General features: G+C 69.6%; 8 protein-coding genes, 2 pseudogenes and 1 riboswitch. Of the genes and pseudogenes, 7 read left to right on the top strand and 3 right to left on the bottom strand.

The window, feature by feature from the left end:
* The 5 genes and pseudogenes from QZ772_RS14670 to QZ772_RS14690 form a co-directional block, all read left to right on the top strand.
* Positions 1-245: pseudogene (locus QZ772_RS14670) on the top strand (hypothetical protein); the annotation flags it as partial.
* Positions 246-255: 10 nt separating this feature from the next.
* Positions 256-894, top strand: a complete 639-nt coding sequence (locus QZ772_RS14675; protein WP_295527619.1) for a hypothetical protein — start codon at positions 256-258, stop codon at positions 892-894.
* Positions 895-896: 2 nt separating this feature from the next.
* Positions 897-1,397, top strand: a complete 501-nt coding sequence (locus QZ772_RS14680; protein ID WP_295527621.1) for a hypothetical protein — start codon at positions 897-899, stop codon at positions 1,395-1,397.
* The gene (locus tag QZ772_RS14685; protein ID WP_295527624.1) at positions 1,394-2,263 is read left to right on the top strand and encodes a hypothetical protein; all 870 of its coding nucleotides are present in this window, start codon (positions 1,394-1,396) and stop codon (positions 2,261-2,263) included. Before QZ772_RS14680 ends, QZ772_RS14685 begins: the two co-directional genes overlap by 4 nt.
* A gap of 23 nt (positions 2,264-2,286) precedes the next feature.
* Positions 2,287-2,880 carry a hypothetical protein gene (locus QZ772_RS14690; RefSeq protein WP_295527627.1) on the top strand — a complete coding sequence of 198 codons (594 nt, stop codon included), beginning with the start codon at positions 2,287-2,289 and terminating at the stop codon, positions 2,878-2,880.
* An 81-nt stretch (positions 2,881-2,961) separates the two neighbouring features.
* Here the strand turns inward: QZ772_RS14690 and QZ772_RS14695 are convergent, their stop codons facing one another.
* The 3 genes from QZ772_RS14695 to QZ772_RS14705 all read right to left on the bottom strand — a co-directional run bounded on the left by QZ772_RS14695 (position 2,962) and on the right by QZ772_RS14705 (position 4,727).
* Positions 2,962-3,777: a sulfite exporter TauE/SafE family protein gene (locus QZ772_RS14695; RefSeq protein ID WP_295527629.1), complete on the bottom strand. Its 816-nt coding sequence runs from the start codon at positions 3,775-3,777 to the stop codon at positions 2,962-2,964.
* Positions 3,778-4,167: 390 nt separating this feature from the next.
* Positions 4,168-4,485: a cell division protein ZapA gene (locus tag QZ772_RS14700; protein ID WP_295527631.1), complete on the bottom strand. Its 318-nt coding sequence runs from the start codon at positions 4,483-4,485 to the stop codon at positions 4,168-4,170.
* A complete protein-coding gene (locus QZ772_RS14705; RefSeq protein ID WP_295527634.1) occupies positions 4,482-4,727 on the bottom strand; it encodes a DUF904 domain-containing protein in 246 nt (81 codons plus the stop codon). Before QZ772_RS14705 ends, QZ772_RS14700 begins: the two co-directional genes overlap by 4 nt.
* 165 nt (positions 4,728-4,892) lie before the next feature.
* Positions 4,893-5,065: riboswitch (cobalamin riboswitch) on the top strand.
* A gap of 123 nt (positions 5,066-5,188) precedes the next feature.
* Here QZ772_RS14705 and QZ772_RS14710 point away from each other — a divergent pair.
* Entirely contained in the window at positions 5,189-7,117 is a 1,929-nt protein-coding gene (locus QZ772_RS14710) for a TonB-dependent receptor (RefSeq protein ID WP_295527637.1), read from the top strand.
* Positions 7,102-7,423: pseudogene (locus QZ772_RS14715) on the top strand (cobyrinic acid a,c-diamide synthase); the annotation flags it as partial. The gene QZ772_RS14710 and the pseudogene QZ772_RS14715, both read left to right, overlap by 16 nt.

Here is a 7,423-nt window from a genome sequence, read left to right on the forward strand (position 1 = left end):
CCATCAACTGCGCGGTCGGCACATGGACGCCAGCGACGGGTGGGCCGCCCAATTCGAGCTTCACGGTCACGTCCACCGGATCGCTGTCTCACCCCGGGGCAAACCTGGGCGCGTGCGGCTCGACCTCCTTCGGCAGCAATGCGCTGGCCAGCGGGAGCTGGGCCTATGCGCTGGGTGGCACGCCGGCCAGTTGGAGCGCGGGCAGCTACAGCGCGACAGTGACCTACACCGCTTCAGGCGTTTGAGAGCCACGCGATGCGGCTCGTGTTGCAGAGCAGGGCCGGTGGGCCAGTGCGTGTGCACCCCGGCGCCCTCCTGCTGGCCTGCGTTGCCTCGGTGGCTTCACCGCCGGTGGGTGCTGTGGTCCTCACGACCTACGTCTCGGTGACGGAAGGCATCACGTTGAGGGTCGGCTCCGCAGGCGGCACGATCGACGAGGTCAGCTTCAATGTCAGCAATGCCAACGTGGCGCCCAGCCCCGGCGTCATCGCCGGAGCGGGCGCGGGCGCCATCGCCGTCACGGTGTCGGCGGACAAGAACAGCCTCTTCGGCCCCACCGTGGCAACGCTTACCGCGTCGTCCTCAGCCGGGCTTCCGTGCATCACGCCGGCAAGCTGCGGCTCGACCGTGATTCCGTTTTCCTCCATCAGCTGGGTGTCGGCCAACCTCGACACCGGCACCAATGCGGGAAATGACATCCAGAACGGAAGCTTCGACGGCTCCGCGAGCCAGCAACTGGCGCAGTTCGCGCTGCCGGGCCTGTTGCAGACCCTGTTCCTGGGAAGCAGCCGGACGCAGATGAGCAACACGCTGAGCTTCAGCTACGCCAACAGCACCCTGTATCCGGCGGGCAGCTACCGCGGGCGCGTCACTTTCACTGCGACGATGAACTGACCATGTGGCGTGCATCCTTCGACCGAGCGGCCCGCCTGCTGCTGGTGATGACTTGGCTGTTGCTGGTTGGGGTCGCGCCGGTCCGGGCCGAACGCCTGGACGATTCGAGTTCTCCGCGCGCCCGTGTGCCGGCCATGCTGGACCTGGGCGCCCGCGAACCGGGCACGCCCTACGCGTGGGTCACGTTCCGCGGTGTCGAGTACCGCCTGGCGACCGCGGCCTATGCCGGGCGGCGTGCGCGGATCTATCACGTCGTTCCCGCATTCGTCAGCGGGCTGCGCTCGCCGGCCGGGCTGCTCGTCGAATGGTCGGGGGGGGGCGCCTTTGCCGCCGGCTCTGCCATGGCGGGCGAACGGCGGCTGGTATGGGCGGGTGTGGTGCCGGGCCCCTGGCTGGTGGAGCGGCTCGACCTGCGGTTGAGGCTGGACCTGCGCGAATGGCGGCCCGTCGGGGGCCGGCCGTTCGATGTGGAGAGCTATTTCGACATCGAGGTGATGCCATGACAAGTCTTTCCGGGGCGCGTGTGCGCCCCAGCGGCTCCCGGCGGGCGCCTCTGGCCCGCGCGCGTACCTTGCTTCGTGCCGCGCTGCTGGCTGCGGCCGTGGCGGCCTGGCCTGCTTTTGCCGCACCCTTCGAGTTGGGAGCCGCGCCGTCCCGCTACGAACTGGCGTCCAAGCCGGGCGACCGCGTGGGCCAGGTCCTCGACCTGCAGAACATGGGCAATGCGACGACCGAACTCACATTGCGCACGCTCGACTGGACCTACACGGCCGAAGGCCAGATCGGCTACCACGACGAACTGCTGCCGGGCAGTTGCCGTCCTTGGGTCACGCTGGAGCGTCGAAGCTTCACGCTCGGGCCAATGGAGAAGCGGCGGTTCCGCTTCCAGATCGACGTGCCGCCGGACGCGCCGCGGCAGGAATGCCGCTTCATGATCGCCGTCGAGGGCGTCGAGCCCGCCTACCAGGCACTGGTGCGCGAACAGGGCCTCAGCCTCCGCCTGCCCGTGAGTGGGCGCATCGCCGTGGCCGTCTACGTCGCGGTGGGCGGGGCCGCGCCCCGGCTGGTGTTGGAGGGCGCCGGCATGCGAGAGCAGCAGGGCCGGCGCCAGCCGGTGGTCGTGGTGCGCAACGAAGGGGATGCGCACGGCCGCCTGAGCGGCTCGCTCGACGCGCGCGGCGCGGATGGGCGCCAACAGGAGTGGCTGGCCGAAGGCACGCCGGTGATGCCCGGGCAGACGCGGCAGTTGCTGCTGAGCCCTCGGCCGGACGAAGGTCTGCTGCCGAAGCCGCTGGCCCTGCCGGTCAAGACCACGGGCCTGCTCGATTGGGAGGAGGGCAGCTTCCGCGTGGAGGCGGAGTTCCGGTGAGTCCGCGAGGGTGGGCTGCCTCCGTGCTGCTGATGACCGCCTGCGGCGGATGCTCCGTCACCGCCCGTGCCGAGCAGGTCAGCGACACCTCGAGCCCCTACAGCGCGTCTGCGCGTCTGGATTTCCGCGTCGACGTCGGCAAGTTCGTCTACCTGCGTGTGGGCCCCGCCGGGGTGGGACTGGCGACGGTGGCCTTCAACGTCAGCGCGACGATTCCGGCCGGTTCAGTCGCGGCCACCAACGGCAACAACAAGAGCGTGTCCTGGAGCGCAGCGGTACCGGGCTTCGGTGTGATGGCCAGCAACAACGTGCTGCCGGTCGAGGTGGCCAGCAATGCCGGCACGGTGAGCCTGCAGGCCTCCGTCATCTCGCCGCTGAGCAGCGGCAGCGCAAGCATCGCCATGAACGGGATCTCCATCGTCTTGGACAACGCCGGCCTGACGGCGCCGCCGGTACCCGCGTCCGGATCGGGCGCGGCGGTCACGGTGGCGGGCACGGCGTTCAGCAACCTCGTGACGCAGCGCGCCGCCAACTGGACCTTCGGCCTGGCCATGCCGGGGTTGCCGGCCGCCGGCACCTACAGCGGGCAGCTCGGCTTCACCGCGAGCGTCCCCTGAGGTGCAGCGTGCGCAGCCGCCGTGTGGCCCTCCTTGACAATGCCCGTTGCAACCGCCCGGCCAGCGACTGGGCGTTTGGCCTCAGGCGCTCAGGCCCTTCCAGAGCATGTAGACGGCCAGCACATACAGCACGCTGGCGAAGACACGCTTGAGCTTCTTGACCGGCAGCGCATGGGCCGCTCGCGCACCCAAGGGTGCCATCAGCACGCTGCACAGTGCCACGACCACCAGCGCGGGCAGCCAGATGTAGCCGAAGGCGCCGGGCGGCAGGCCGTGCACCGACCAGCCACTCGCGATGTAGCCCGCCACATTGGCCACCGCGATCGGAAAACCCAGCGCCGCGCTGGTGGCCACGGCCGCGTGGATCGGCACGTTGCACCAGGTCATGAAAGGCACGCTGATGAAGCCGCCGCCCGCGCCGACCAGGCCCGAGATGAAGCCGATGACGCCGCCCGCGGCGAACTGGCCGCCCGTGCCCGGCATCTGCCGGCTCGGCGCGGGCTTCTTGTCGAGGAACATCTGCGTGGCCGAGAAGCCCACGAAGAGCGCGAAGAAGATGGCCAGCACCGAGCCCTTGAGCAGCGCGAACACGCCGAGGCTGCCGATCAGGCTGCCGATGACGATGCCAGGGGCCAGGCGCCGCACGATGTCCCAGCGCACCGCACCGCGCTTGTGGTGCGCGCGCACGCTGCTGATGGAGGTGAACATGATGGTCGCCATCGAGGTGGCAATGGCCATCTTGACCGCCAGGTCGGCGGAGGCGCCCCGGGTGCTCATGATGTAGGTGAGGAAGGGCACCATCAGCATGCCGCCGCCGATGCCCAGCAGGCCGGCCAGGAAGCCGGCGCCCAGCCCGAGCAGGCCGAGTTCGACGATCAGCAGGGGTTCGATGCCCATGAGGGGGTCTCCGTGGTGTTGTTATGCATGCGGTGCCGTGACCGCGCGTGCGCTGGGGTAGGTCGCACATGACAACGGCCCCGTGAAGGGGCCGTTGAGGAATAGGTGTCTGCGAATGCGACCGGACCGTCATCCTGAACGCAGGGTTCAGGTGGGCGAGGGCAGCAAGGCATTGGGTTCATCTGACGCGAGATGATCACGCTTGCCAGGCGATGTACCAAGCCCGGGCTCCATAGAGCATTGGTTCAAGGAAATATAAAGCCCGGCGGCACCGCAGACGCCTTCATTCTATGCCTCGGCCGTGCGCTGTCTGCAGTGTCCCGTGTGCCGTGTTGGCCTTGTCGCGCGGGGCTTGCAAGGCGCTGCAAGACGTGCGTAAAAGGCGCTGTGCTACAGCAGCAATCCGTCACCGGCCAGAGCCTGGTCGAGGCGGCGGATGAGATGGGCCGCGCGCTCCGGATCGCCATCGGCCATCGCAGTCGGCGCGGGTGTATGCGCAGGCGCCGATTCGCGCTGGATCAGGTCGTACGCCAGGTTGAGCGCGGCCAGAACGGCGATGCGCTCGCGCGCCTTCACCTTGCCCGCGTCGCGGATGCTGCACATGGCCGCGTCCACTCGGGCCACGGCCTCGCGCAGGGCGTCCTCGCCATCGTCGGGGCTGGCCAGCAGGTAGCTCTGGCCCATGATCCGGACTTCGATCTGATTCATGGCGCAGCGGAGGTGGGAGTGGATGCGTCGGCATCGGGCGCCGGCTCGGGCGGCAGCCGTTCCAGCATGGCGTCGATGCGGGTGCGGGCCGTCGTCAGCCGGGCCCGCAGCGCGTCGCGCTCGCGGGTGAGTGCATCGACCTGCTGCACAAGCAGCGCGTTGGTGCGCCGCATTTCCTCATGGCGGACGAGCAGCCGTTCCACGCGCTCGGCGATCTGATCGATGGGGCTCGGTGCAGACATGGTCGGCGATTGTAGGGGCCGGCCTGTCGGCGTCTGCCTACAATGCGCGCCGTTGTTGGTGCTCGCGGCGCGGTTCGCGCGTCGCAGTTCAACGGGAAGCAGGAGCCCGCGCGCATGCCAGCGCGCAAGGCCGGCACCGGGATCGAACCCTTCCGCCCCAGGGCAGGAAGCAGGATCGGACCCGGCGCCGGCCACCGGCAAGCCTGCGCTGCCCCCGCAACGGTGAAGCAGCCGGCGCATGTGCTCACGCATGCGCCACGCCGTCCAAGCAAGCCACTGGAGATCGTCGACACGCGGTCCCTGGGAAGGCGGACGGTGCGTGCTGCCAGCCCGGATACCGGCCAACACAGGCGGCTGCCGCGTCCTCTCCCTCACAGGAAAGAGCGCAGCAGCCATGACGTCCCATCGCCGGCGGGGAGGCCGGCCAGGGACATGCTTCACGGAGCTTCGGCTTCCATACCATGATCACCCGCGTTGGTTCTTCCGCGCGCGCCTTGTCGCGCACCTGTCCCCTGTCGTCCGTGGCTGCGGCCATCACCCTTCTTGCGCCGCTGTCGGCGCTGGCCCAGACGGCCACCCTCCAGGAAACCGTGGTCACCGCCACCCGTGTCGAGCAGCCGCTGTCCGAGCTGGTCTCCGACGTGTCGGTGATCGACCGCCAGACCATCGAGAACAGCGGCGCCACCGGCGTGGCCGACCTGCTGGCGCGCCTGCCTGGCGTGCAGATCTCGCGCAACGGCGGCATCGGCAATACCACCAGCGTGTTCCTGCGCGGCGCAGAGACGCGCTTCACCGCCGTCTACCTCGACGGCGTGCGCATCGACTCGCAATCCACCGGCGGCGCCGCCTGGGAGTCGCTGCCGCTCGGGCAGATCGACCGCATCGAGGTGCTGCGCGGCCCGGCCGCCGCGGTCTATGGCTCGGACGCCATCGGCGGCGTGGTGCAGCTGTTCACGCGCCGCGGCGAGGACGGCATCTCGCCCACGGTGAGCGTGGGCGCGGGCAGCCGCGACCTGCGCGATGCGCAGGTGGGGCTGTCGGGCAAGTCCGGCGTCTTCGACTATTCGCTGGGCGCCGGCTACACGACCACGCGCGGCTTCGACGTTCGCACGCCCAACATCAACCACAACCCCGACGACGACCTCTACCGTGCGAGCTCGGCCAATGTGCGCCTGGGCTGGCAGATCAATGCGCAGCACCGCTTCGAGGCCACCGTCCTGGAGAGCGAGACCAATTCGGGCTACGACGCGACCTCGGGCACCGGCTACCGCCTGGCCACCGCGACCGACGACCGCAACCTCTACCACCTGCGCACGGCCGGCCTCAGCTGGACGGCCCAGTGGACCGAGCACTGGAAGACCCTGCTGCAGGTGACCGACAGCAACAGCCGGTACGAGACCACCTCGGCCCGCATTGCCGCCGGCTACTCGGGCTACCCCAGCACCACCTACATCACCGAGACGCAACTGCGCGGCTACCTGCTGCAGGCCGAAGGCAAGTACGGCCCGCACCGCTTCACGGCCGCGCTGGAGCGCCGCGAGGACGAATTGCTCAACCCCTCGCTGACCGACTGGCGCAAGACCCTGAAACGCGACCGCGCGCAGGACGCCCTGGCCCTCGGTTACGGCTTCCATCAGGGCGCCCACACGGTGCAGCTCAACCTGCGTCACGACGACGACAGCGAGTTCGGCGGCAAGACAACCGGCAGCGCCTCCTACGGCTACGAGTTCGTGAAGAACTGGCGCGTCACGGCGGCCGCCGGCACGGCCTTCCGCGCGCCGACGCTGTACCAGCGCTTCAGCGAGTACGGCGACGCCAGCCTCAAGCCCGAGACCGGCCGTAACGCCGAGGTCGGCCTGCGCTACGGCGACGGCCGCACCAATGCCAGCCTGGTGGTCTACGAGAACCGCGTGCGCAACCTGATCGTGTTCAGCAGCACCAGCACGAGCTGCGCCTCGCTCTTCGGCTGCTATGCCAGCGTCGGGCGGGCCGTGTACCAGGGGGCCACGCTGGCGGGCGACCACCGCTTCGGCGAGCACTTCACGCTGCGTGGTTCCATCGACGTGCAGGACCCGAAGGATTCCGAGACGGGCCGCCAGCTGCCGCGTCGAGGCAAGCGCTACGCCACCTTCGGCGGCGACTGGACGCAGGGCATCTGGACGGTGGGCGCCGAAGTCCAGCTCTCGGCCCGCCGCTTCGACGACACGGCCAACAAGATCGTGCTGGCCGGCTATGGCTTGCTCAACCTCTACGGCAGCGTGCAACTGCGTCCGGACCTGCGCCTGGTCGCGCGTCTGGACAACGCCACCGACAAGAACTACGTGCTGGCCAACAACTATGCGACGGCCGGCCGCACGGCCTACGTCGGCCTGAAGTGGACGCCGCGCTGACCGACAGCGCCCGCGCGCCCGCCACCTGCGCCGCAGTGCTGGTGGCGGCTCCCGCCTCGGGCCAGGGCAAGACCACCGTGGCCGCGGCCCTGGCGCGGCTGCATGCGCGGCAGGGCCGGCGGGTGCGGGCCTTCAAGTGCGGACCCGACTTCCTCGATCCGCAATGGCTCGCGCTGGCCAGCGGGGCGCCCGTGCATTCGCTGGACCTTTGGATCACCGGGGAGGCCGATGCGCGTGCGCGGCTGCAAGCGTCCGCTGCCGAGGCCGACCTGATCGTGGTCGAAGGCGTGATGGGCCTGTTCGACG

Origin of the sequence: uncultured Pseudacidovorax sp. (assembly GCF_913773995.1) — a bacterium.
In the GTDB taxonomy this organism is placed as follows: Bacteria; Pseudomonadota; Gammaproteobacteria; order Burkholderiales; family Burkholderiaceae_C; genus Xenophilus.